The organism is Exiguobacterium sp. ERU653 (genome assembly GCF_018617775.1).
Taxonomy (GTDB): Bacteria; Bacillota; Bacilli; order Exiguobacteriales; family Exiguobacteriaceae; genus Exiguobacterium; species Exiguobacterium marinum.
This window is the reverse complement of the sequence record NZ_JACSKV010000001.1, coordinates 1,705,043-1,727,482: the sequence shown is the minus strand read 5'-3', so window position 1 is coordinate 1,727,482 and position 22,440 is coordinate 1,705,043. Positions and strand designations below refer to the sequence as shown.

Sequence of the window (22,440 nt, the reverse complement as noted above, 5' to 3'; positions counted from 1 at the left end):
GGTTCTCTATGAGGACCGACTTTTTATATTCTCTCTGTCGTCTCGTTCCGAATCTAACAAAGGGTGTAGTAATTCGCCAAGTCTTTCCTCATAATAGAGATTGTAAGCGATCACAACTTGAGGAGGATACACATATGCGTTTTTTTATTGACACAGCGAATGTGGAAGACATTAAAAAGGCCCATCAGATGGGCGTCATCGGAGGCGTGACGACGAATCCATCGCTCGTTGCCAAAGAAGGTGTCGATTTCCATACAAGACTTCGTGAAATCTGTGAGATCGTCGGGGATCTCTCGGTCAGCGCTGAAGTTATTGCACTCGATGCATCGGGTATGGTGGAAGAAGGAAAGGAACTTGCCGCTATTGCGCCGAATATTACAGTAAAAGTACCGATGACTTCAGCGGGAATGGAAGCAGTGAAACAGTTCAAAGAGCTCGGGATCAAAACGAACGTCACGCTCATCTTTAATGCGAATCAGGCGTTACTCGCAGCGCGTGCCGGAGCTTCGTATGTTTCTCCATTCATCGGACGATTAGATGATATCGGACAGGATGGACTCGATTTAGTCGAGACGATTGCGAACATCTTTGCGATTCATGGCATCGAGACAGAGATTATCGCGGCATCTGTACGTCACCCGATTCACGTGACGAAAGCCGCACTCCTTGGGGCTGACATTGCGACAGTACCATACAAAATCATCGAACAGATGATGAATCATCCGCTCACAGACAAAGGTATTGAGCAGTTCTTAGCGGATTGGAACAACGCTCAATCCAAATAAGTCCGTCGTAGAAAGGTTTTGATCAGCGTGGAAATTCTCCATATCGTTGGGCAGCAAAAACTAGAAGGAACCGTCGAGATTAGCGGAGCGAAACAGAGCGCTCTTCCTTGTCTTGTGGCTGCACTTCTCACGGAAGAGTCGGTGACGATTGAAAACGTCCCGATGATTGAAGATGTAGAAGTGATGGTCAATCTGTTGACAGAGCTAGGCGTTCGAGTGGAGCGCGATGGCGAGCAGGTGACCATTCATTCGAATGAAGCGGTTGCGATGCCCCTTCTCGGTTCCGAGACGAGGAAAGTTCGTGCCGCTGTCTATTTACTTGGTGTCTTCGCCGCTCGTTTCGGAAAAGGAGCAGTTGGGCTACCTGGAGGATACGCGATTGGTCCACGACCGATTGATTTGCATGTGAAAGCACTAGAACGGCTCGGAATACACGTTGAGAATGAATCTGGTTTGTATCATGTCCGAGTCGAGGAACTCGTCGGGAATCGAATTTATTTGGATTTACGGTCATTTGGGGCAACTGTAAGCGCGATGCTTGCTGCGGTCTTAGCGAAAGGGACAACGGTCATTGAAAATGCAGCCTGTGACCCTGAAGTCGTTGATTTAGCGACGATGTTGACATCGATGGGGGCACATGTGAGCGGAGCAGGGACAGATGAGATTCGCATCAAAGGGGTTGAACGGCTACACGGATGTACACATACATTGATTCCAGATCGCCTCGAGGCAGGAACATTCATGATGTTCGGTGCCGTATCTGGTAGTGTGACCGTACAATCAATCATTCCAACACATCTTGAGGGTGTCATACAAAAACTATTGGATTTTGGTGCAAATGTGGAAGTCGGTGAGGAGTCAATCACCGTTACCGCCAATGAATTTGTGCCGACGGATATTCGTGTGTTTCATTATGCGGGGTATCCGAGTGATTTGCAGCCAATCATGTCAGCCGCTTTGTTGAAAGCGGACGGCACGAGCATTGTCACAGATAAATTGTATGCCCAGCGCTTCCGACATATTGCGGAGATGCGTCGAATGAATGCACAAATCACACTTGAAGACGCGTCGGCTGTGATTCGTGGGGGAAACCAACTTGCGAACGCAGAGATGGAGTGTACAGACGCAAGGAGTGCTGCGGCACTTGTCTTATCGGCACTTCAAGCATCAGGAGAATCCACATTACTGCATGCAGAACGATTAAATGATTCATATGTCGACTTCGTCGGCAAATTAAAACAACTCGGTGCGCTCGTTTGGCTAGAAGAACACACTGAGGCATAAAGGGGAGATTTCGGGTGGAAAGAAGTTTATCGATGGAACTGGTTCGGGTGACAGAAGCAGCGGCACTTGCTTCAGCCCGTTGGATGGGACGAGGTTTGAAGGTCGAGGCAGATGATGCAGCGACAACAGCCATGCGAGATGTCTTTGATACGATTCCGATGAAGGGGATTGTCGTCATCGGGGAAGGTGAAATGGACGAAGCGCCGATGCTCTATATCGGAGAAAAGGTCGGGAATGGTTATGGTTCGCGTCTTGATGTCGCAGTCGATCCTTTAGAAGGCACGAACATCGTCTCCACAGGGACGTGGGGGGCGCTCGCAGTCCTCGCGGTTGCGGATGCGGGGGATCTACTTCATGCACCGGACATGTATATGGATAAAATCGCGGTGGGACCGGAAGCTGCAGGTCTCGTCAGCCTCGACAACTCGATTGAAGAAAATATTGAGATTGTGGCAAAAGCGAAGAAGAAAAACGTGGAAGATGTCGTCGTGACGATTTTGCATCGGGATCGACACGAAGAAATCATCCAACGCGTTCGGACGACTGGGGCGCGAATTAAACTGATTCCAGACGGGGATGTCGCCGCAGCCATCAATACGGCTTTCGCGAAAACAGGTGTCGACTTGTTACTTGGTTCAGGTGGGGCACCGGAAGGCGTCATTGCAGCGGTCGCGATGAAATGTTTAGGAGGAGACTTCCAAGGACGTTTGCTTCCAGAAGACGAAGCTCAAAAACAGCGTTGTCATGACATGGGCATCGAAGACACGGATCGAATCCTACTCCTAAATGATTTAGTGAAAGGTGAAGATTGTATCTTTGCGGCGACTGGTGTCACGGACGGTGAATTGTTGCGTGGGGTACAATTCACATCACAAGGTGGACAGACACATTCAGTTGTTATGCGTGCGAAGTCTGGTACGGTGCGTTTTGTTGAAGGGAACCACTCTCTCAAGAAAAAACCAAAAATGGTCATGAAGCCAGAATAACGCGAAGTCGTGGACGTGCAAACGTCCGCGGCTTTTTTTGTGATGAAACATCTAAAAACGGGAATGGATAGTGAGGAGGTGGGTGTGGTGATTGAAGTAGAAGGGCTCGTGAAAACATATAAAGATGTTCCCGCTGTAGATCATGTTTCATTTTCTGTAAACGAAGGAGAAATCTTTGCGTTCTTAGGGCCGAACGGTGCCGGAAAGTCGACGATGGTGCAGATGTTGACGACGCTTGTTCGTCCAACGTCAGGATCTGCTCGGGTCAATGGATTTGATATCGTCAAACAAGAAAAAGATGTTCGACTTTCCATAGGAGTCGCTTTACAGGAGACAGGCATTGACAAAGTGTTGACCGGGCGTGAACTGCTCGTCTTACAAGGTCGTTTATTCAAAATGTCGAATGAGGAGGCACGACGTCGTGCAGATGAGTTGTTAAAAGTCGTGTCTTTGACGGATGCCGCAGATCGACGAAGTGGTACGTATTCCGGAGGGATGCGGCGACGTCTCGATTTGGCACTCACGCTCGTTCATCGACCGACGGTGTTGTTTTTAGATGAACCGACGACAGGTCTCGACCCGGCAAGTCGAATCGAGATATGGAACGAAGTAAGACGATTGAACCAAGAGTTTGGAACGACAATATTTTTAACGACTCAGTACTTAGAGGAAGCCGATGAATTGGCTGACCGAATCGCCATCATCAATCACGGTCAAATCGTCAGTGAAGGGACGGCTGATGAGTTGAAGCAACTTGTCGGTGATGAGACAATCGCAATGGACTTTTCAAGCGAATCGAATGCAGCTGCTGCTGCGACGTTATTTGATACAACTGCGGATGGGGCACATGTGTCTTTCGAGTTGCGCGACGTCACGTTGACTGAGATTGTTCGTGCGTTAGATGAACAGCGACTTCAACCTGAACGTCTGACCGTGAAACAACCGTCGCTCGATGACGTCTTTTTAAAGGTAACGGGAGAGTCGTATGAAGGGGGCGAGATTCATGTGGACTGAGACATGGTTATTCACAAAGCGGAGTTTATTGACGACGATTCGAAATCCGTTTTCATTTATTCCGAACTTGATTATTTCTGTATTTTTTTACTCGTCTATACGAGTGGTTTATCGAGTGTGGCCTCTCTTCCACAATTCGAGGGAAGTGATTATTTGAACTTCATCTTGCCGGTATCGATTGTTTCGGGTGCAGTCGGTGGGGCAGGCGGGACGGGGCAAGCGCTCGTTCGTGATATCGAAAGCGGTTATTTCGCAAGGCTACTGTTAACGCCTGCGACTCGGACGGCCATCGTGCTCGGACCAATGATTGCTGGCATGTTGCAACTGTTCGTCCAAACATTACTTATCTTTGCTGTCGCTTTTCTACTTGGTCTCACGATTCCTGTCGGGGCAGTTGGATTCTTTTTCACGGTACTACTCGCCATTGGGTTTGGACTTGGGTTCGCCGGGTATTCTGTCGGTGTTGCACTGAAGACGAGGAATGCGCAAGCAGCACAGGCCGGTACACTTTTGTTTTTCCCACTCATCTTCTTATCGACCACGTTCGTTCCGAAAGAGTTGATTGAAGCGGAATGGCTGAAAGTGGCCGCCACATTCAATCCAACGACGTATATTTTCGAAGGGATGCGGGCGGTTCTGACTCAACCTGAGATTGATTGGGGTGCCTTGTCAGCAGGACTTGCGGTCGCTGGCACGATGAGTGTACTCATGATTGTCTTTGCAGCAACAAATGCGAGAGGGGCGCTGAAACAAAAATAAGGGAGGAGTTAGATGGAACAGCTATCGACAATCATCCGTATTGTTTTGACTGGGGTTGGGGCGTATATCTCAATCATTCTGATGTTGCGTGTTTCCGGAAAAAGAACGTTGGCAAAAATGAATGCGTTCGATTTTATCGTGACGGTTGCATTAGGATCAATCTTAGCGACGACCTTGACGAGTCAACAAACTTCTTTAATCGCTGGGTTGACCGCGTTTGGCACACTGGTCGCCTTACAATATATATTGGCGAAATTGTCGAAGCGTTATTCAACAGTGAACAAAATGATTAAATCAGAGCCGACTTTACTGTTCTATAGAGGGGACTATCTACACGAGTATTTAAAAAGGGAGCGAATATTAGAAATGGAAGTCGTTCAGGCGATTCGTGCAAGTGGGACTCCTGTTGATCAAGTCGAAGCGGTCGTATTAGAGACGGATGGGACGTTCTCAGTGCTGAAAGATTCGCAATATTTGATGGAACATGTGAAAATATAAAAAACGACTCGGTTCCGATGAACCGAGTCGTGTTACTGTTGTATTAGAGATATGATCCAGCGCCAACGTAACGCGGTGCCCAATATCCAGAAGTGAAGCTCGCGTACTTGACGCCACCTGTTTCTGAGTTGATCATTTTTGTTTTGCTAAGAGCCATTCCAACGTGATGGATCGTACCGCCTGAATGAGAGAAGAAGACGAGATCTCCTGCTTGAATCGATGACTTCGAAATTTTCTTCGCGCTTGAGTATTGCTGACGTGAAGAACGTGGAAGTGTTTTCCCGATTGCTTTTTTGTAAACATATCCTGTGTAACCAGAGCAGTCAAATCCAGAAGTTGATGTTCCACCGTAACGGTAAGGTTTACCTAAATATTTTTTTGACTCAGCGACGAGTTTTGAACGTTTGCTAGATGATGATGTTGAAACCGTTTTTGAAGTTGATGTCGATGTTCTAGGTTTCAAGTAAGAATATTTTGAAGAGGCTGAGATATAACGATGTTTGCCTTTATAATTGATTTTATAGAACGAACCGGATTTACCAAGGTATGTATAGCGTTGACCTTTATCCATTTTCGCAACAACTTTCGATGACGTAAGTGACGGGGCAGTACGGATGTTCAAACCGTTAACTTTCGAGTAGGCAAAAGTTCCTGTAGCGGCTTCTGCTTGTTCTCCTGTTGAGAACATGAGACCCGAGAAAGCAACAGTGGCAGCGACGACGATAGATGCAATACGCTTTAACATTGTATAAATCCCTCCGTTTTTTAAAATCAATATGTGGCTATATGACAGAATCGAGTAATATTATTAGGTAGAGCACAAGTTGCGAGATATACCCGGTTTCCTGTGCAAATAAACTATATCATGCGCAAGACCGATAGCATTTTTCAATCACAAGTCAAAAAAGCGTTTTCTTGTAATGGAAATGAAACAATATGTGGATATAGCACTTATTTTGTTACAAAACTATCATTTACTGTGTAAGGATTTGTACAAGAGGGAAACGGTTGAACAAAAGGTGATTTTTGCACAGTGACGGCACGGACAAAATATGGTTAGATGATGGCAGAACATAAATGAAAAGTTTGCATAAACTCGAATACTTCTTGTAATGAAATGTAGAAAGATAGGTGACTTGAATGAGTCAACAGACAGAACCGGCAAAGAATTATACGCTTCGTGAACTAGAAACGAAGACGTTAAAAGAACTATATGAGATCGCCAAAGAAGTGAAAGTACCAAATTTTCGAGAAGCACGGAAACGTGAACTCACGTTTCGTATCTTGAAGTCACAGGCAGAATCAAAAGATTTGTATTTCCTCGAAGGTATTTTAGAAATCATACCACCGAACCCACAGTCCCAAAATGACGGCGGTTTCGGATTCCTCCGACCAATCAATTACTCCCAATCTTCCGAAGACATTTACATCGCCGCCTCACAAATCCGTCGCTTTAATCTTCGAAACGGAGATCTTGTCACGGGGAAAGTCCGTAAGCCGAAAGAGAATGAACGCTTTCAAGGGTTGTTGAGTGTAGAAGCGGTCAATGGTGAGTCGACGGACTCGACACGTTCGCGTGATTATTTCCCGGCGCTGACACCGATTTATCCTGAACAGCAAATGGCGCTCGAGACGGAACCGAAGCATCTTTCCGTTCGCGTCATGGATATGATTGCACCAGTTGGGTTCGGACAACGTGGTTTGATTGTGGCGCCACCAAAAGCCGGTAAAACCTCACTCTTAAAGGAAATTGCGAATTCAATCACGACGAACCATCCGAACGTCGAACTGATTATTCTCTTGATTGATGAACGACCAGAGGAAGTGACTGACATCCAACGGTCGGTACCGGGTGCGGACGTAGCGTTCTCGACATTTGATGAGACACCGGAAAACCATGCACGAATCTCGGAACTCGTACTTGAACGGGCGATGCGTCTCGTTGAACATAAGAAAAACGTGGTCATTTTACTCGACTCCATCACTCGTCTCACTCGTGCGTATAACCTTTCTGTCCCGCCGAGTGGGCGGACACTATCTGGGGGGATTGATCCGGCGGCTTTCCATAAACCGAAAAAATTCTTCGGCGCAGCTCGAAATATCGAAGATGGAGGAAGTTTGACGATTCTTGCCACGGCACTCGTTGAGACCGGTTCACGAATGGATGACGTCATCTATGAAGAATTCAAAGGGACTGGGAACATGGAACTTCATCTAGACCGGAAACTAGCTGAACGTCGCATCTTCCCGGCGATTGATATTCGTCGATCGGGTACACGGAAAGAAGAGTTGTTGCTTGGGAAGGACGAACTTGATTCACTATGGACGATTCGTCGCACGATGAACGAGTCTCCAGACTTCGTTGAACAGTTCTTACGTCGCGTTCGTGAGACAAAAACGAACCTCGATTTTTTCGCTGCGCTTGAGGCAGATAAGAAAAAAAGACGACCAGTGAAAAAAACGAAATCAGACTTGTAAATCCTATAGTTGGGTGATATTATATTCTAGTGAACTTTCTCTAGGTTGAAAGAATACTTAGGGCCGAAGGAGTTGAAAAGCAATGAAACAAGGAATCCACCCAGAATACCGTAAAGTCGTATTCATGGACTCGACGACAGAATTCAAATTCATCACTGGTTCAACTCGTTACTCTAACGAGACAATCACGATGGAAGATGGAAACGAGTACCCACTCATCCGTGTCGATGTATCTTCTGATTCGCACCCGTTCTACACAGGTCGCCAGAAATTCGCATCTGCAGATGGTCGTATCGAGCGCTTCAACAAGAAATACCAACGTTAATCGTAAAGTTGTATGCTCACCGCCTAGGGATTGCCCTTGGCGGTTTTTTGTTACAATAACGCGGGTAAAGAGACGAAAGAATGTCATGAGGGGGCCTTTATGGAATTTATACTCATCAGTATCAGCTTGTTAATCGGAGTCGGTATCATGTCACAATGGTTGGCATGGCGCTATCAAATCCCAGCAATCATCATTATGACACTCGCCGGAGTATTGGCAGGTCCGATTCTTGGCCTGTTCGACCCACGTGAATTATTAGGGGATCTATATAGTCCTATCATATCGTTTGCGGTTGCCATTATCTTATTTGAAGGAAGTCTCGGGCTTCATTTCAGCGAAATCAATCAGTTCCGTCGGTCGATTGTGCGAATCGTTACAGTCGGGGTTGCCTTGTCGTTTGTCGGGTCGTCGCTACTCATCCAATATGTCGGTGGGTTGCATTGGGTGGTCGCGTGGACGATGGGTGCGCTCTTCGTCGTGACGGGACCGACCGTCGTTATTCCGTTATTGCGCCAAGCGCATTTGAAAGATCGGGTCGGTGCGATTCTGAAGTGGGAAGGAATTATCGTGGATCCTGTCGGTGCGCTACTTGGTCTCTTCGTCGTACGACTTGGCTACATCGTATATGAAGGAATGGATTTATGGATGCAACTCCTCTTTGCAGGTGCTTGTATCGTAGGGATTGGACTCGGTTACTTGTTTGGTCATCTCTTGATGGGGTGGTTTGTCGCTGAAAAAGTGCCGCGTTACCTTCGTGCCTCGGTCACATTGACGGCCGTCCTCGTCTTATTCTCACTGAGTGAGCTTATGATGCACGAAGTCGGGCTTCTTGCCGTGACGGCAATGGGGATGACGATGGCCAACACGAAGCATCGGGATGAAGAAATTATTGAAGAACTGCAATCATTTAAAGAAGATATTTCGATCTTGCTCATCTCATCTGTATTCATTTTATTGACGGCATCGCTGTCCCGAGAGGAACTATTGAATATTTTCCAATGGCCACTTCTATTGACGATTGCCGGCATCCTTTTCTTAGTACGTCCGGTAGCAATTTATTTTTCCACGATCGGTGGGGGCTTACCGCTTGCGGAACGAGGGTTTATCGGTTGGATTGCACCACGTGGTATCGTGGCGATGACGGTTGCTGGATTCTTTGCCGAAGAGGTCGCGCATCTTGGGATTGAAGATGCGAAGCAAATGTTACCGCTCACCCTCGGACTCGTCTTCATTTCCGTAACGTTGCACGGTCTCACGATTCGACCGCTCGCACGCAAATTGAAATTAATTGATGAGCAAAAAGAAGCGAATGCCGACGAATAAAGGACTTGTCCACGGCTAATGGGAATTGAGAGAAGTCAACCCTTTTCCTCAACTCGAAAGATAGGTATAATCGGAAAGCGATTATCGATGGAGAGGGCGAAGAATAATGATGCATGTGACGAACCGATATGGTTGGATTGAAGTGATTTGTGGGAGTATGTTTTCAGGGAAGTCGGAGGAATTGATTCGCCGTGTCCGCCGCGCTCACTATGGAAAGATTCCGGTCCAAGTGTTCAAACCAGCAATCGACGACCGGTATCATGAAGAGAACGTCGTCTCACACATGGGCAACTCGGTCGTGGCAGTACCTGTCGCATCGAGCCAGGACTTATACGATGCCGTACGTGAAGAAACACAAGTCATCGCGATTGATGAGGTGCAATTCTTTGATGAAGGCATCGTTGATGTCATCGAACAGCTCGCGAACGAGGACAAACGCGTTATTTGTGCAGGGCTCGATATGGACTTTCGTGGTGAACCGTTCACGATGATGCCTGAACTGTTGTCCCGTGCCGAGTTTGTGACGAAACTGCAGGCGATCTGCCTGTCTTGCGGGGCACCTGCTTCGCGGACACAGCGTTTGATTGACGGGAAACCGGCTCGTTATGAAGATCCGGTCATCTTAGTCGGAGCTTCAGAATCGTATGAGCCGAGGTGCCGTCATTGTCATGATGTGCCGAATAAACCACGTCCGGTCCGCCATACGGTGGTAGACTGATGAATCGACGGACCGCCCTCGGCGGTCCGTTTTTTTGCTATAATAGATAGAGTTTGATTTGACGGAGAAAGGACGGATCATCATGTTTGACCGTTTAAGTGTATTAGAAGATCGTTATATGCAATTGAATGAGATGCTCGCCGACCCTGAGGTGCTCAGTGACTCGACGAAGTTGAGACAATATTCGAAAGAGCAAGCACAGTTAGAAGAGACGGTACAGATGTATCGGCAGTATAAGGGTAAGAGTGAGGCCTTCAAGGAAGCGAAGTCGATGCTCGAAGACCGGACGCTCGATGCCGAGATGCGTGAACTTGCAAAAGAAGAGATGCAGCTTTTAGAACCGGAAGTAAAAGAGTTAGAAGCGAAGTTACGGATTTTGTTACTTCCAAAAGACCCGAACGATGACAAAAACGTTATCGTCGAAGTCCGAGGTGCGGCAGGTGGAGACGAAGCGGCCCTTTTCGCAGGAGATCTTTATAAGATGTACACACGATTCGCTGAACGTCAAAATTGGAAAGTTGAATTGATCGATGCAAACTATACCGAACTCGGCGGATTTAAAGAAGTCACGTTCATGATCAATGGGGCTGGTGCCTACTCAAAACTTAAGTTTGAGAATGGGGCACATCGTGTGCAACGGGTCCCGTCTACGGAATCGGGTGGACGAATCCATACGTCTACGGCAACGGTCGCTGTCTTACCTGAAGCGGAAGATGTCGAGGTCCATATCGATATGAAAGATGTGCGTGTCGATACGTTCACCTCGTCCGGTCCAGGTGGACAGTCAGTCAACACGACACAGTCTGCCGTTCGTTTGACACACATCCCATCAGGCCTCGTCGTGTCTTGTCAGGATGAGAAGTCGCAACATAAAAATAAAGACAAGGCGATGAAGGTCCTTCGGGCACGCCTGTATGACAAGATGCAGAGCGAGCATATGGAAGAACTGTCGGCACAGCGGAAATCCGCTGTCGGGACAGGTGACCGCTCAGAGCGGATTCGCACATATAACTTCCCGCAAAGTCGTGTCACAGACCATCGCATCGGTTTAACGCTCCAAAAGTTAGACCGTGTGTTAGCGGGTGAACTAGAAGACATCATCGACGCACTCATCATGGATGAACAGGCACGTCTCATGGAGGATGCAGAATGATGCGTGTCGCCGCGCTACTCAAACAGACAGAAAAACGGCTTTCAGAAGCCGGGCGCGACCACGCGGCTGCCGAGTGGTGGCTCATGCATGTGCTTCGCGTTGATCGGACTGGTCTCCTCGTCCGCCTGTCGGATGAACTGTCGGAAGATGAGGCGACACGATTTGAGGAAGGCGTTGAGCGTATGTTGACCGGGGAACCGGTACAACATGTGATTGGACGAGCGCCGTTTTACGGGCGTTCTTTCGAAGTGAATCGCGACGTCTTGATTCCGAGGCCAGAAACAGAAGAATTGATTGACTGGGTGCTCGGTCAAATTCGTCACATAACGGACGATGAAATCGTGGATGTCGGGACGGGGAGTGGAGCGATTGCGATCACGCTTAGTTTAGAACTCGGTATCCGGGTACACACGGTCGATATTTCTCCGGAAGCGATAGTGGTCGCGAAACGAAATGCGGAAGCGCTCGGTGCGAATGTTCGTTTTTATGAAGGAGACGGGCTCGCTCCAATCGCCGATCGGTCGATTCGTATTCTCGTCTCGAATCCGCCTTATATCGAAACGGAAGTGCTGTTAGATGAGACCGTTGTCGCCTACGAGCCGCATCTAGCCCTCTTTGGAGGCGCGGACGGACTTGATATGTATCGTCAACTCATTTCGGAATCAGTGCGCGTCTTACGTGCCGATTGGCAATTGATTGCGTTTGAAATCGGGTATAACCAAGGACAAGATGTGAAATCATTGCTGTCTGAACGTTATCCTGAAGCAGAAACGGGTATTTTAAAAGATATAAACGGTAAGGACCGTATCGTCTATGCCGTAAGGGAAGGGATTGCGTATGGAAACGAAATGGATTAAATCGAATGAGGTTGAAGAGGGGGTACGTCTTCTTCAAGCGGGTGAAATCCTCGCCATGCCGACAGAAACCGTTTATGGTCTCGCGGGGGACGCCATGAATGATATGGCGATTCGCAAGATTTTTGAGGCGAAAGGTCGTCCGTCGGATAACCCACTCATCGTCCATATTGCTTCAATCGAACAAGCGAAAATGTTCGCCGATTCGATCCCTCCCGTTGCCAAACGCTTAATGGATGTGTTTTGGCCAGGCGCTTTGACAATCATCTTGCCTTCAAACGGCCGAGCCTCATCGCTCGTGACCGCGGGCCTCGATTCCATCGGATTACGGATGCCGAACCATTCGGCAGCACTTGAATTGATTCGTGAGTCGGGTTTAGGACTTGCGGCTCCAAGTGCGAATCGTTCTGGGCGCCCCTCGCCGACCACCGCTCAACATGTGGCTGATGATTTGGCCGGGCGAATCGCAGGGATTGTTGATGGGGGTCCAACTGGAATCGGTGTCGAGTCAACCGTCATCGATTGTACGGGTGACATGGTGACGATTTTACGACCTGGTGGTGTGACGCGAGAAGAAATCGAAGCCGTCATTGGATCGGTCGCTTTAGATGCCAACTTAAGTGACGAAGAAGCCGCACCAAAGTCACCGGGAATGAAATATACGCATTATGCCCCGACAGCGCCCGTCTTTTTGGTCGATGGCACACGTGAAGATTTAGAGCGTGTCATCGAAGAGCGTCAGCGAGTGGGGCGGCGTATCGGTGCACTCGTATTTGATGAAGAGCCGACATTGGCAGAAGTTACCTTTTCTCTCGGTACCTCGATGGAAGTGGCGGCGCAACGTTTATACGATGCCCTTCGTCGATTTGATGAGACAGATGTCGAAGAGATTTATGTGAACAAGATTGAACCGGTCGGGGTCGCGTTAGCCGTCTATAACCGCTTATACAAAGCGTCCGGAGGGAAGGTCGTGCAACCGACGAAAGATGCCTAAAGACATAGAGGAGGACACGCGATGTCAATGAAACGCGTATTATTCATATGTAGTGGCAACACGTGCCGAAGCCCGATGGCGATGGCCTTGCTCCGTTCGAAAATGACAGGAGATGAATTTGATATTCGTTCTGCCGGTCTACGGACGATGCAAGGATTCGATGCTTCTGAAAATGCACTGCAAGTTCTCAGAGAACGTGGGATTGAACTCGATCATGTCACGCAAACGTTTGATGAGGTGTTAGGAAACTGGGCGGACATCATCTTGACGATGACGCGTGCACACCGTGAACAAATCCGGGATACATACCCGGATTTAGGGGAGCGGACGTACACTCTCTATGAATTCGTAACAGGACTTGAACGAGACATCAACGACCCGTTCGGCGGCTCGATGAATGTCTATCGCCAAGTGCGAAATGAACTTGAGCCACTCGTGAATCGACTTGTGTTAAAATTAACGAATGATGGGTCAAAGGTGACGAAACCACCGAGACGCCTACCAAAGAAGACGGGGGAATGAACGAATGAAAATTGCAATTGGCGCCGATCACGGCGGATTCAACTTAAAAAAAGAAATTGTAGCCTTGCTTGAAGAGCTTGGACATGAGTATAAAGATTTCGGGACCCACTCAGCTGAATCGATTGACTACCCAGACGTAGCCATCCCGGTCGCTGAAGCTGTCGCGGCTGGTGAGTTCGATCGTGGAATTTTGATTTGTGGTACGGGAATCGGAATCGGGATTGCGGCGAACAAAGTCAAAGGGATTCGTGCGGCACTCGTCCATGATTCATTCAGCGCGAAAGCGACACGTCAGCATAACGACTCGAACATCATGACGATGGGCGAGCGTGTCATCGGACCTGGTCTTGCACTCGACTTGGTGACGACGTGGCTCGATACGAACTTTGAAGGTGGTCGCCATTCAAATCGTGTCGGCAAGATGAGCGCTTACGAATCGAAGTGAGCCTGATGAAGACGGAACTTCTCGGATTATTAACGGAGCTAAACGGACGGTTTCCGTTACATGATGAGCGTATTCTCGTCATCGGATGCTCCACAAGTGAAGTCCTTGGCAAAAAGATCGGCAAGGCGGGGTCCATCGACGTCGCAAGTGAGTTGATGGAAGCCTTCCTTGAATTTAGAGAAAAGACGGGTGTCCATCTGGCGTTTCAAGGGTGCGAGCACATCAATCGTGCCCTCACCGTTGAGCGCCGGACACTTAAACAGTTCGGCCTCACTGAAGTGACAGTCGTCCCGGTCCGCGCGGCCGGCGGAGCGATGTCAGAGAAAGCTTATGCAATCTTCGATGAGCCGTGTGTCGTCGAATCGATTCAAGCAGATGCTGGAATTGATATCGGCTCGACATTGATTGGGATGCATTTGAAGCCGGTCGCCATTCCGGTCCGACTATCATCGAAGCATCTCGGGGAGGCGTACGTCACGTTCGCGATTACGAGACCGAAACTGATTGGTGGGCCACGGGCTCAATATCCAAACAAATGAAAAGCATCGCATTCGGTTTTTTCGACCGGATGCGATGCTTTTTTGTGATTATAATTCTTCACCGAATAAATACGACACGACCATCGGGAAGCGCTCGCGCCAGGCAAGTTCGTTATGGACGCCTTCTTCAATCACTTCGAAACGGATGTGTTCGACCTTGTCCTTTAACAAGTTATACACGCGTTCGCTCGATTCGCGATACATCTCGTTCGTCGGACCGTTCTCCATCGGTTCCTCAACTTCTTTGGCGCCGACGTCTAAGTAAAGACGCTCGACGCCCTTCACGTCGCTCGCTTCAATCAATTGTTCCAGCTCCGTTTGGTTGAACCAAAACGCGGACGACAGGGAAGCGACCCGCTTGAAGATGTCTGGATATACACACGCTGCGTACACGGAGATAAGCCCACCCATCGAACTGCCCATCATCGCCGTTTCTTCCGGGATGGTCCGATAGTCGGCATCGATTTGAGGTTTCAATTCCTGAGCGATGTATTCGATATAGGCTGAACCTTGCCCTCCGAGTACGATGTCTCGTCCGAGCAAACTTTCCCCGATGAAGGGATTTTCCCATGGTCCATACTCATCAAGTCGTTGTTCGCCTGGCGCACTATCAATCGCAACGACAATTAAGTCGCGCTTCGAGTCGTTCAGATATTCACTTACGCGCCAGCTCATCTTGTAGCTCGCGTCCTCGTCATTAAAGCAGTTCTGTCCGTCATGCATGTAGAGGACCGGATACTGTTTTTCCGATGTCTCATAGTCAGCAGGCGTGTAAATTCGGACTGTTCGTTTACGTTCGAACGGTGTAATCGTCATTTCTTTTGTCTCAATCATAAGTGACCTCCTCACAGTTGCATTCTTTCTAATGATACCCAACTTTCCGTCAGATTATAGCGATACCCAAAAAAACAAGCATATGGTACGATGGGGATGTTGATTTTTAGACATTTAGAGGGGGTCTTCACATGGTAAACACGACGAAGTTAAAAGTGCAGGATGCGGAATTGTTTGAGGCAATGCAACACGAGCTCGGTCGTCAACGCGACAACATCGAACTCATCGCCTCAGAAAACTTTGTTTCAGAAGCGGTCATGGAAGCGCAAGGAGGCGTATTGACGAACAAATATGCCGAAGGATATCCGGGACGCCGTTACTATGGCGGCTGTGAATTTGTCGACGTTGCGGAAAACTTGGCGCGCGACCGTGGGAAAGCATTGTTCGGTGCAGAACATGCGAACGTACAACCACACTCTGGTGCGCAAGCGAATATGGCGGTTTATTTTACGGTGCTTGAAGCAGGAGACACGGTGCTCGGGATGAACCTTTCTCATGGCGGTCATTTGACGCACGGTAGCCCGGTCAACTTCTCGGGTATCCAATACAACTTCGTCGAATACGGTGTAGACAAAGAGACAGAACACATTGACTATGACGTTGTCGCGGCGCTCGCGAAAGAACACAAGCCAAAATTGATTGTGGCAGGGGCTTCGGCTTATCCACGCACAATCGATTTTGCGAAGTTCCGCGAGATCGCGAATAGTGTGGATGCGTACCTCATGGTCGATATGGCCCACATCGCCGGGCTCGTGGCGGCGGGTCTGCACCCGAACCCAGTCGAGCATGCGCATTTCGTCACGACGACGACACACAAGACGCTTCGTGGACCACGGGGCGGGATGATTCTTTGTAAAGAAGAGTTCGCCAAAGCAATCGACAAGTCAATCTTCCCAGGTATCCAAGGCGGACCCCTCATGCACGTCATCGCAGCGAAAGCGGTCGCATTCGGTGAAGCACTCCAACCGGAATTCAAGGATTACCAGCGTCAAGTCATTGCCAATGCGCAAGCCCTTGCGGCAGGTCTTGAAGAAGAGGGACTCCGAATCGTATCGGGTGGAACGGACAACCATCTCTTACTCGTCGACCTTCGCGGCATCGACATCACGGGAAAGGCAGCGGAGCATGCACTTGATGCAGCGGGGATCACGGTTAATAAAAACACGATTCCGTTCGACCCGGCATCACCATTCGTCACAAGCGGTGTTCGTCTTGGAACGGCGGCGATGACGACACGCGGTTTCAAACAAGAGGATATGAAAGAAGTGGCACGCTTAATTGGTCGTGTGCTCAAACATCATGAAGACGAGTCGGTACTCGCAGAAGCACTTCAAGACGTGCGAACGTTAACTGCGAAGTTCCCACTCTATCCTGAACGAGGCTGAGTCAATGGATATCCGGACACTAGCAGAACGAGAGCTATCCGAACTTCCATTGTTCGATATGACGGAATGGTTGGCTCGTAAAGGGGAATACGATCCTTCTTTCCGTCTTGTCGCCAGTGAGTTTGAGGTCATCACGACGCTCCTCGACCATGGCTATTATGAAGAAGCGAGCGAACGAATCGTGCCGCTCCTCGGGATGAAAGTGCCTGCTGCTTTCCATCGACTAGGTCTTGCGCTAGAAGTGAAGGCGAACGGGAAAAAAGCGGCCAAGCGCCGCTTTCGTTCGTTCTCGTCGGCTGTCATCCAACATTCGGATTTAGCCGAATGGCGACAAGTGTTCAAGTTTGATAAGAAATGGCTGGGGCTTCCACTCGTCGTCGGTCTCGCGGCGGGCGTGCTCGCATTTTGGCCAGATGCTGAACCACCAGTCGTTACACCGGACGAATCGGACCAAGTCGTCATGGAGACGGTGACCGAGGAGGAGGCGCTCGCGGAACGCCTTGAGGAGTTAGAAGCGGAAGTCGCGCGACTCGAAGAAGAGAATGAGAAACTTCAAGATTCGGACGATCAGAAACCGACTGAGTCAACAGAAGAAGCACCGGCCGTTTCAACGAATATTGTCCCGCTGACCGAAGTTGAAGCGCTCGTTCAAGACAAGCAGTACGAAAAAGCTGATCGACTATTGGGTGGTAAAGCGAAAGCTGGTCAAGAACAAGCAGTCGGATTTTATCGACTTCTCGTCGACAATAAGTTAGGACAAGCAGAAATTAATGATTATGCAAATTATGTCGATTCTTATCCGGAATCCGGTTATAAAGCGGATGTTTTATGGATGAAAGGGATTGCCGAGAAAAAGGCAAATGATCCCGCTTATCGCGATACGTTGACGACCGTTTCAGAAATGGAAGGGACATATTGGGCACCGATTGCGAAGTCTGTGCTCGAAGAGTAAGGTGCTGCGTGAGCGGCGCCTTTTCTCATAGAATTCTAATGAAGGCCACCACGATTTCTCGTTTTCTTGTCGTATGATTTGAGTAGGAGGGATGCGTGTATGAAACGTGTAATGAAAACTATTGGAACAACGCTTTTCGCAATCGGACTTATAGGAATCGGACTTGCCGGATTCTTATTCTTCACTCCCCCCGGCCAATCTAGCTTGACTCAACTATCCCTGGCGGCGATGGAAGTCGAACAGCAGATCGATCAAGTCGATACGACGTGGGATGAATGGGAAGATGAGTTTGAAAGACGGGTCGAGCAAGCGATTCCAGAAGGAGTTCGTCTGTTTTTTGCTGATTGATTTCGGGAAATGAATAATAATACGTCGAGCGAGTTGCTCGGCGTTTTTTTCAAAGGAGTGAGCGGGATGCAGACGATTCTCGTCGTAGAAGATGATTTGAAGATTGCACGATTGTTAGAGTTGGAGTTGAAGCATGCGGGATATGCCGTCGTCGTGGCCACGGACGGTCGTGGTGGTTTGGAGAGGGCACTTGCCGATGACATCGACCTCGTCTTACTCGATATTATGTTGCCTCAGATGAGTGGACTTGAGGTGGTTCGTCGTCTGAAAGAAGAGCGACCTCTGCTGCCGGTTCTGATGGTGACAGCTCGAGGAGATCGCTACGATAAAGTGAGCGGTCTCGACCTCGGTGCAGACGACTACATCACGAAACCGTTTGAAATAGAAGAAGTGCTTGCCCGGATTCGAGCTTTTTTGCGCATGCGTCAGCTCGTTCATCAAGACCATTCTGAATTAGTGTTAACATATGAGACATTAACGATCGATGTGAATCGGCATGAAGTATATTGTGAAGGAAATAAAGTCGATTTGACACGTCGCGAATTTGATCTATTGGTTTTCTTTTTAGAACATCCTGAGCGTGTGCTGACACGTGATCAACTCGTCGAACAAGTATGGGGATTTGATTATTTCGGTGATACGAACGTCGTGGATGTATATGTCCGCTATGTTCGAAAAAAATTGACAGGTTCCTGGATTCAAACGGTCCGCGGTGTCGGCTATATGTTGAAGCGTGGTGAGTGACCGATGTTACGAACAAAAATCGCATGGGCGATGACAGGATTCATGTTGATTCTCCTTTTCATCTCGTTTGGTGTGACATGGTTCGTTGCCCGTCAAGAGATTGTGGATTCGCGCTTTGACGTGTTACTGCAAGCACTGAATATTTTAGAAGAAGATGTCCGGAATAGTGATGCCGTATTATCGCTCCATAAGGATAGTGTCGTATTGGAACGCCAAGAAAGCGGAGAGTGGGGAATCATCGGTGGAGAGGTACCGAATGGGACGACATTCCCCATCAATTATGGCGAGCCGGCACTTATTGATGACTGGTTTGTGGTCGCAACGACCGACGGCTTAGCGTTCGGCTTTCAAGATCGGGCCGTGAGCAACACGATTCAAGCACTCGCAACCATATTTCTTGTCATGTTTTTCCTTGCAGTTATATCGACATTCTTTGGAACGTGGTGGATTTTACGTCAAGGCTTGTCACCGTTACGACGATTGACAGACACGATGGAACGCATCACCAAATCCGGGAAGTTAGAGACGATCGAAGTGGATGACAGAAAGGATGAAGTGACGACACTCTCGCACGGATTCAATCATATGATCGAGCGGGTCGAAGGAACGATGGAGCAACAACGCCGTTTCGTCGCCGATGTTTCACATGAACTTAAGACACCGTTGACCGTCATCGAAGGCTATGCGAAGTTATTACAACGATGGGGACAAGAAGATGAGGGTGTGCGCAACGAAGCGATTGATCATATTTTGACGGAGTCGCGACAAATGCGAAATGACTTGATTGAACCCATGCTCGAATTGAATCGATTCACGGCACTCGATCAGGTCGACCGAGAAGAAATCGATTTAGCTGAACTCGGGGAATCGTTAACGGAACGTTTTTTACGGTCGCACGGCGTCCACCTCCCCATCGAAGCGACGGGCAGTTGGTTTGGTCATCGTGAGTCGTTACAACGGATTCTTGTCATTTTGATTGATAATAGTTTGAAGTATGCAGAGGAGACGACTCTTCATTTGAAGAGTGATCGGATTGAAGTACGTGATCGAGGACCAATCCTTTCAGATGAAATAAGAAATCGTCTGTTCGACCGATTTTATCGATTGGATGAAGCACGAGATCGAAGTGGAAGCGGTCTCGGTCTTGCGATTGCGAAAGAAGTGGCGGACTTGAATGAATGGACGATTGGAAGTATATCGAATGATCCCGATGGTAGTGTATTTTTCCTGACTCGATGATGAATGTTCCTTATTTTCTCATCAAATTTTAATGAAGCCTTAAATGCTCTCTCACGCACAAAGCTTATGATGAAAATAAGAAGAACGGAACACAACGAGGAGGAAATAACATGAAACGCATCGGCTGGATCATCGGAGCTTTACTTGGCGTCATGGCAATTGTAGGGATTGGATTTTATGTTAGTGGTAATCAGACGGACACGGTTATCGAGCCACAAGCAATCAACCAAACGAGCGGCAATCCATCAGCGGACAACTCAAGTGATTCCGCTACACCGGATGACTCGAGTAACGCATCAGATGATTCATCATCACAAGTGGAGGATGGGGACGACTATGCACTGTACGGTACACTCGTGAAGTTGTCGAAAGAGGATGTCACCATTAGCTTCAATGGAAAAGAATCCACATACCGTTTAGCAACCACACATGAAATCGACGATGACACGCCGCGAGTTGGGGACCGGGTCAAGCTCGAATTGAATCGAAATGATGAAGTGAAAGAAGTGGACCGTGAGAGTGGCGACGATGATGGGTACGTTTACGGCACACTCGTCAAACTCACGAGTCAAGAAGTTACGATTAATATCGATGGAACCGATAAAGCGTATCCACTAGCTGCACGTGCTGAAATTGATGACGACACACCGCGAGTCGGAGACTTCGTCAAACTTGAATTGAATCGAGATGAAGCAGTCATTGAAGTAGATTGTGAATCAGAGGACGACCAGTATGAGCAAGATGATTCATCTAAAGATGAGCGAGAAAACGACTGATGGAATGACTGAAAAGAACTAATCTCTTTTGATTGATTAGTTCTTTTTTGGTTGCTAGACGTTAAGTCAGAAAAAGGATGGAATTGCTTTAGGGGCATCATCAGGAACGTAATAATTCTGAAATCATCACAAAAATAGGTTATATGTTATGATGTACAAGAAAAATTTAGGTTTTTTTCACCTAATTGGGAATGGGATGGGACATCAATGCGAGTGTGTTGGGGAATCTTTCTCAGTTGTATCTTGTTGAGTGGATGTGGTGCCGAGACGTTGAATGCGATTGAACTACGTCCTCTGTCTTCCTATCGAGTTGAGCAAGAACCTGAGATGTCATTATCAGAACAAACAAAAAAACAAATTCTTACATATTGCGAGCGTCAACCGACCGATGTCTTACCGAAGCGAAGAGCTAAGGTGGCAGAAGTAACATTCCATCACCCTTTATATGAAGTACTCGGATCTAAAACCGTAAAGTACTTTGCGATAGGGAATAAGCGATATATCACTTGTTCGAACAGCGATCAACTGATGGAGCGAGCTTTTTCCGTAAAACCGATTCAGGAATTTGAAGCGCTCGACGAAGACTACTTTCGAGAGTCAGACGTGGTTTCGACGATTGAATTCGAACGCGTCGACGACATCAAACAAATCGTTAATTTATTCAACCTGAATGACAGTCATGAAGAGGTTATTTCGAATTCGGCTTTTCACTACACGACACCAGATACGGGAGCGATTTATGTGACGTTCGAGACCGTCAGGAATGGACGCACACTCGACCCGATTATCGAGCCGAAACTCTTCCCATTTAAAAGTGGAGAAAATGAAGGGTATGTCTTTTTGACGAGGCGAGCCGATAATCGTGTCGCACTTCGATTTGGAGAAGAGTCATCGCCAAGACAACTCGTTCTTCCGAGTATGTATGAGGCTCCTTATATGAAAATTGATACAAAAGAAGAGGGGCTTTCTCTCGAAGGGGATCATCGTGAACTGATGAAGCGAATTATTTTATCAGATCAACCAATTGAGGGAAATCTGGCGAAACAGACTTCATTGGCACTGTCGAAAACATACGGCACTGTCCTTGAGATCTGGGGTCATGTCCGTCGCCCGGTGACAAATAAAATGTCGTCACGCCCGGCCGACGGAGAGACAAGGTTGGCCGTTTTCGAATCGGACGAAAATGCCATTTGGTTAGACGGACCGAAGACCCAAGAATTGTTTGACGAGCTGTTTCACGTAAAAATGCGAGAGATGCCGACTACAGCCGTTCAGACCGGACAGTTACACCTGTATGAAGAATTGACGGAACAGTCATTTGACGTGTGGAAAACGGAGACGGAACTTTACTTGGTCGACGAAAAAACGTCCAGGTCATATGAATTACCTTCGAATGACTATTTCAAAGTCAATCAACCGTGAGGGTGTCTGACCTTTGACAAAATAGAAGTTGACTCTACCCATCTCTAGAGAGTTAGGGTACAA

At 48.1% G+C, this 22,440-nt stretch carries 25 protein-coding genes; 23 read left to right on the top strand and 2 right to left on the bottom strand.

Annotated elements, in window-relative coordinates:
* Positions 1 to 134: 134 nt before the first annotated feature.
* The 6 genes from fsa (at position 135) to KNO95_RS08715 (ending at position 5,326) form a co-directional block, all read left to right on the top strand.
* Positions 135 to 785 (top strand): fructose-6-phosphate aldolase, encoded by a 651-nt coding sequence (gene fsa, locus KNO95_RS08740; RefSeq protein WP_214700194.1) that lies wholly within the window; start codon positions 135 to 137, stop codon positions 783 to 785.
* 27 nt (positions 786 to 812) lie between these two features.
* The gene (gene murA, locus KNO95_RS08735; RefSeq protein WP_026825066.1) at positions 813 to 2,069 is read left to right on the top strand and encodes a UDP-N-acetylglucosamine 1-carboxyvinyltransferase; all 1,257 of its coding nucleotides are present in this window, start codon (positions 813 to 815) and stop codon (positions 2,067 to 2,069) included.
* A 14-nt stretch (positions 2,070 to 2,083) separates the two neighbouring features.
* A complete protein-coding gene (glpX, locus tag KNO95_RS08730; RefSeq protein ID WP_026825067.1) occupies positions 2,084 to 3,055 on the top strand; it encodes a class II fructose-bisphosphatase in 972 nt (323 codons plus the stop codon).
* 87 nt (positions 3,056 to 3,142) lie between these two features.
* Positions 3,143 to 4,069 carry an ATP-binding cassette domain-containing protein gene (locus KNO95_RS08725; protein WP_214878737.1) on the top strand — a complete coding sequence of 309 codons (927 nt, stop codon included), beginning with the start codon at positions 3,143 to 3,145 and terminating at the stop codon, positions 4,067 to 4,069.
* A 3-nt stretch (positions 4,070 to 4,072) separates the two neighbouring features.
* Positions 4,073 to 4,828 (top strand): ABC transporter permease, encoded by a 756-nt coding sequence (locus tag KNO95_RS08720; protein WP_251129298.1) that lies wholly within the window; start codon positions 4,073 to 4,075, stop codon positions 4,826 to 4,828.
* Between the two features lie 12 nt (positions 4,829 to 4,840).
* Entirely contained in the window at positions 4,841 to 5,326 is a 486-nt protein-coding gene (locus tag KNO95_RS08715) for a DUF421 domain-containing protein (RefSeq protein ID WP_214703160.1), read from the top strand.
* Between the two features lie 43 nt (positions 5,327 to 5,369).
* Here the strand turns inward: KNO95_RS08715 and KNO95_RS08710 are convergent, their stop codons facing one another.
* Complete coding sequence (locus tag KNO95_RS08710) at positions 5,370 to 6,071, bottom strand: C40 family peptidase (RefSeq protein WP_026825071.1); 702 nt, start codon at positions 6,069 to 6,071, stop codon at positions 5,370 to 5,372.
* 395 nt (positions 6,072 to 6,466) lie between these two features.
* Here KNO95_RS08710 and rho point away from each other — a divergent pair, with 395 nt between their 5' ends.
* The 10 genes from rho to KNO95_RS08660 all read left to right on the top strand — a co-directional run bounded on the left by rho (position 6,467) and on the right by KNO95_RS08660 (position 14,677).
* The gene (gene rho / locus KNO95_RS08705; protein ID WP_026825072.1) at positions 6,467 to 7,804 is read left to right on the top strand and encodes a transcription termination factor Rho; all 1,338 of its coding nucleotides are present in this window, start codon (positions 6,467 to 6,469) and stop codon (positions 7,802 to 7,804) included.
* 82 nt (positions 7,805 to 7,886) lie between these two features.
* Positions 7,887 to 8,129: a type B 50S ribosomal protein L31 gene (locus tag KNO95_RS08700; RefSeq protein ID WP_012727387.1), complete on the top strand. Its 243-nt coding sequence runs from the start codon at positions 7,887 to 7,889 to the stop codon at positions 8,127 to 8,129.
* 99 nt (positions 8,130 to 8,228) lie between these two features.
* Complete coding sequence (locus KNO95_RS08695; RefSeq protein ID WP_034770839.1) at positions 8,229 to 9,452, top strand: cation:proton antiporter; 1,224 nt, start codon at positions 8,229 to 8,231, stop codon at positions 9,450 to 9,452.
* Positions 9,453 to 9,558: 106 nt separating this feature from the next.
* Positions 9,559 to 10,170 carry a thymidine kinase gene (locus KNO95_RS08690; protein ID WP_026825073.1) on the top strand — a complete coding sequence of 204 codons (612 nt, stop codon included), beginning with the start codon at positions 9,559 to 9,561 and terminating at the stop codon, positions 10,168 to 10,170.
* A gap of 82 nt (positions 10,171 to 10,252) precedes the next feature.
* Entirely contained in the window at positions 10,253 to 11,323 is a 1,071-nt protein-coding gene (prfA, locus tag KNO95_RS08685; protein ID WP_026825074.1) for a peptide chain release factor 1, read from the top strand.
* A complete protein-coding gene (prmC, locus tag KNO95_RS08680; RefSeq protein WP_214878911.1) occupies positions 11,323 to 12,180 on the top strand; it encodes a peptide chain release factor N(5)-glutamine methyltransferase in 858 nt (285 codons plus the stop codon). Before prfA ends, prmC begins: the two co-directional genes overlap by 1 nt.
* Positions 12,161 to 13,171 carry an L-threonylcarbamoyladenylate synthase gene (locus tag KNO95_RS08675; RefSeq protein ID WP_214878734.1) on the top strand — a complete coding sequence of 337 codons (1,011 nt, stop codon included), beginning with the start codon at positions 12,161 to 12,163 and terminating at the stop codon, positions 13,169 to 13,171. The genes prmC and KNO95_RS08675 overlap by 20 nt, the downstream gene beginning before the upstream one ends.
* Positions 13,172 to 13,192: 21 nt before the next feature.
* A complete protein-coding gene (locus KNO95_RS08670; protein ID WP_034770840.1) occupies positions 13,193 to 13,693 on the top strand; it encodes a low molecular weight protein arginine phosphatase in 501 nt (166 codons plus the stop codon).
* A 4-nt stretch (positions 13,694 to 13,697) separates the two neighbouring features.
* Positions 13,698 to 14,138: a ribose 5-phosphate isomerase B gene (gene rpiB, locus KNO95_RS08665; RefSeq protein WP_026825076.1), complete on the top strand. Its 441-nt coding sequence runs from the start codon at positions 13,698 to 13,700 to the stop codon at positions 14,136 to 14,138.
* 5 nt (positions 14,139 to 14,143) lie between these two features.
* Positions 14,144 to 14,677 (top strand): TIGR01440 family protein, encoded by a 534-nt coding sequence (locus tag KNO95_RS08660; protein ID WP_214703163.1) that lies wholly within the window; start codon positions 14,144 to 14,146, stop codon positions 14,675 to 14,677.
* Positions 14,678 to 14,725: 48 nt separating this feature from the next.
* Here the strand turns inward: KNO95_RS08660 and KNO95_RS08655 are convergent, their stop codons facing one another.
* Positions 14,726 to 15,511 (bottom strand): alpha/beta hydrolase, encoded by a 786-nt coding sequence (locus KNO95_RS08655; protein ID WP_026825078.1) that lies wholly within the window; start codon positions 15,509 to 15,511, stop codon positions 14,726 to 14,728.
* 131 nt (positions 15,512 to 15,642) lie between these two features.
* Here KNO95_RS08655 and glyA point away from each other — a divergent pair, with 131 nt between their 5' ends.
* The 7 genes from glyA to KNO95_RS08620 all read left to right on the top strand — a co-directional run bounded on the left by glyA (position 15,643) and on the right by KNO95_RS08620 (position 22,377).
* A complete protein-coding gene (glyA, locus tag KNO95_RS08650) occupies positions 15,643 to 16,896 on the top strand; it encodes a serine hydroxymethyltransferase (RefSeq protein WP_214878732.1) in 1,254 nt (417 codons plus the stop codon).
* A 4-nt stretch (positions 16,897 to 16,900) separates the two neighbouring features.
* Positions 16,901 to 17,848, top strand: a complete 948-nt coding sequence (locus KNO95_RS08645) for a hypothetical protein (RefSeq protein WP_214878730.1) — start codon at positions 16,901 to 16,903, stop codon at positions 17,846 to 17,848.
* Positions 17,849 to 17,947: 99 nt separating this feature from the next.
* On the top strand, positions 17,948 to 18,196 hold the full coding sequence (locus tag KNO95_RS08640; RefSeq protein WP_214878728.1) for a hypothetical protein: 249 nt from the start codon (positions 17,948 to 17,950) through the stop codon (positions 18,194 to 18,196).
* A 66-nt stretch (positions 18,197 to 18,262) separates the two neighbouring features.
* Complete coding sequence (locus KNO95_RS08635) at positions 18,263 to 18,940, top strand: response regulator transcription factor (RefSeq protein WP_026825082.1); 678 nt, start codon at positions 18,263 to 18,265, stop codon at positions 18,938 to 18,940.
* Positions 18,941 to 18,943: 3 nt separating this feature from the next.
* Positions 18,944 to 20,179, top strand: coding sequence for a sensor histidine kinase (locus KNO95_RS08630; protein WP_214703167.1), 1,236 nt, complete (start codon positions 18,944 to 18,946; stop codon positions 20,177 to 20,179).
* Between the two features lie 110 nt (positions 20,180 to 20,289).
* Complete coding sequence (locus KNO95_RS08625) at positions 20,290 to 20,955, top strand: hypothetical protein (protein ID WP_214703168.1); 666 nt, start codon at positions 20,290 to 20,292, stop codon at positions 20,953 to 20,955.
* A 207-nt stretch (positions 20,956 to 21,162) separates the two neighbouring features.
* Positions 21,163 to 22,377, top strand: coding sequence for a hypothetical protein (locus KNO95_RS08620; RefSeq protein WP_214878726.1), 1,215 nt, complete (start codon positions 21,163 to 21,165; stop codon positions 22,375 to 22,377).
* Positions 22,378 to 22,440 lie beyond the last annotated feature (63 nt).

What these genes read in the sequence shown, in the direction of transcription:
- fsa (WP_214700194.1), top strand. Translation starts at nt 135, where the DNA reads ATGCGTTTTTTTATTGACACAGCGAATGTGGAAGACATTAAAAAGGCC.
- KNO95_RS08720 (WP_251129298.1), top strand. Translation starts at nt 4,073, where the DNA reads ATGGTTATTCACAAAGCGGAGTTTATTGACGACGATTCGAAATCCGTT.
- KNO95_RS08715 (WP_214703160.1), top strand. Translation starts at nt 4,841, where the DNA reads ATGGAACAGCTATCGACAATCATCCGTATTGTTTTGACTGGGGTTGGG.
- KNO95_RS08710 (WP_026825071.1), bottom strand. Translation starts at nt 6,071, where the DNA reads ATGTTAAAGCGTATTGCATCTATCGTCGTCGCTGCCACTGTTGCTTTC.
- rho (WP_026825072.1), top strand. Translation starts at nt 6,467, where the DNA reads ATGAGTCAACAGACAGAACCGGCAAAGAATTATACGCTTCGTGAACTA.
- KNO95_RS08700 (WP_012727387.1), top strand. Translation starts at nt 7,887, where the DNA reads ATGAAACAAGGAATCCACCCAGAATACCGTAAAGTCGTATTCATGGAC.
- KNO95_RS08695 (WP_034770839.1), top strand. Translation starts at nt 8,229, where the DNA reads ATGGAATTTATACTCATCAGTATCAGCTTGTTAATCGGAGTCGGTATC.
- KNO95_RS08690 (WP_026825073.1), top strand. Translation starts at nt 9,559, where the DNA reads ATGATGCATGTGACGAACCGATATGGTTGGATTGAAGTGATTTGTGGG.
- prfA (WP_026825074.1), top strand. Translation starts at nt 10,253, where the DNA reads ATGTTTGACCGTTTAAGTGTATTAGAAGATCGTTATATGCAATTGAAT.
- prmC (WP_214878911.1), top strand. Translation starts at nt 11,323, where the DNA reads ATGCGTGTCGCCGCGCTACTCAAACAGACAGAAAAACGGCTTTCAGAA.
- KNO95_RS08675 (WP_214878734.1), top strand. Translation starts at nt 12,161, where the DNA reads ATGGAAACGAAATGGATTAAATCGAATGAGGTTGAAGAGGGGGTACGT.
- KNO95_RS08670 (WP_034770840.1), top strand. Translation starts at nt 13,193, where the DNA reads ATGTCAATGAAACGCGTATTATTCATATGTAGTGGCAACACGTGCCGA.
- rpiB (WP_026825076.1), top strand. Translation starts at nt 13,698, where the DNA reads ATGAAAATTGCAATTGGCGCCGATCACGGCGGATTCAACTTAAAAAAA.
- KNO95_RS08660 (WP_214703163.1), top strand. Translation starts at nt 14,144, where the DNA reads ATGAAGACGGAACTTCTCGGATTATTAACGGAGCTAAACGGACGGTTT.
- KNO95_RS08655 (WP_026825078.1), bottom strand. Translation starts at nt 15,511, where the DNA reads ATGATTGAGACAAAAGAAATGACGATTACACCGTTCGAACGTAAACGA.
- glyA (WP_214878732.1), top strand. Translation starts at nt 15,643, where the DNA reads ATGGTAAACACGACGAAGTTAAAAGTGCAGGATGCGGAATTGTTTGAG.
- KNO95_RS08645 (WP_214878730.1), top strand. Translation starts at nt 16,901, where the DNA reads ATGGATATCCGGACACTAGCAGAACGAGAGCTATCCGAACTTCCATTG.
- KNO95_RS08640 (WP_214878728.1), top strand. Translation starts at nt 17,948, where the DNA reads ATGAAACGTGTAATGAAAACTATTGGAACAACGCTTTTCGCAATCGGA.
- KNO95_RS08635 (WP_026825082.1), top strand. Translation starts at nt 18,263, where the DNA reads ATGCAGACGATTCTCGTCGTAGAAGATGATTTGAAGATTGCACGATTG.
- KNO95_RS08630 (WP_214703167.1), top strand. Translation starts at nt 18,944, where the DNA reads ATGTTACGAACAAAAATCGCATGGGCGATGACAGGATTCATGTTGATT.
- KNO95_RS08625 (WP_214703168.1), top strand. Translation starts at nt 20,290, where the DNA reads ATGAAACGCATCGGCTGGATCATCGGAGCTTTACTTGGCGTCATGGCA.
- KNO95_RS08620 (WP_214878726.1), top strand. Translation starts at nt 21,163, where the DNA reads ATGCGAGTGTGTTGGGGAATCTTTCTCAGTTGTATCTTGTTGAGTGGA.